This window comes from Peribacillus sp. SIMBA_075 (genome assembly GCF_046534585.1).
Map to the genome: position 1 here is coordinate 1 of NZ_JAWRYN010001346.1, position 245 is coordinate 245.

The window sequence follows — 245 nt, forward strand, 5'->3', positions numbered from 1 at the left end:
GGATTCGTTGCGTTAATTGCGATGATTAATGGAATTTTCACAGCGGTCATTGGCGTTTCTTTCCAAGATGTACTTGGATATGTTTTTGCTCCATTTGCTTTCCTAGTCGGTGTACCTTGGAGCGAAGCGGTACAAGCAGGAAGTATTATGGCAACCAAAATGGTGTCCAACGAATTTGTGGCGATGCTGGCGCTGTCTGGCGACGCTCTACATTTCACTGCACGTACAGAAGCCATCATCTCTGT

1 protein-coding gene is annotated in these 245 nt (G+C 46.1%); it reads left to right on the forward strand.

The genetic code is table 11. The annotated features are described in order from the left end of the window. Nucleotides 1-245 (forward strand): nucleoside transporter C-terminal domain-containing protein (locus tag SB775_RS32720; protein ID WP_410865461.1); only part of this gene is annotated, 245 nt, incomplete at both ends.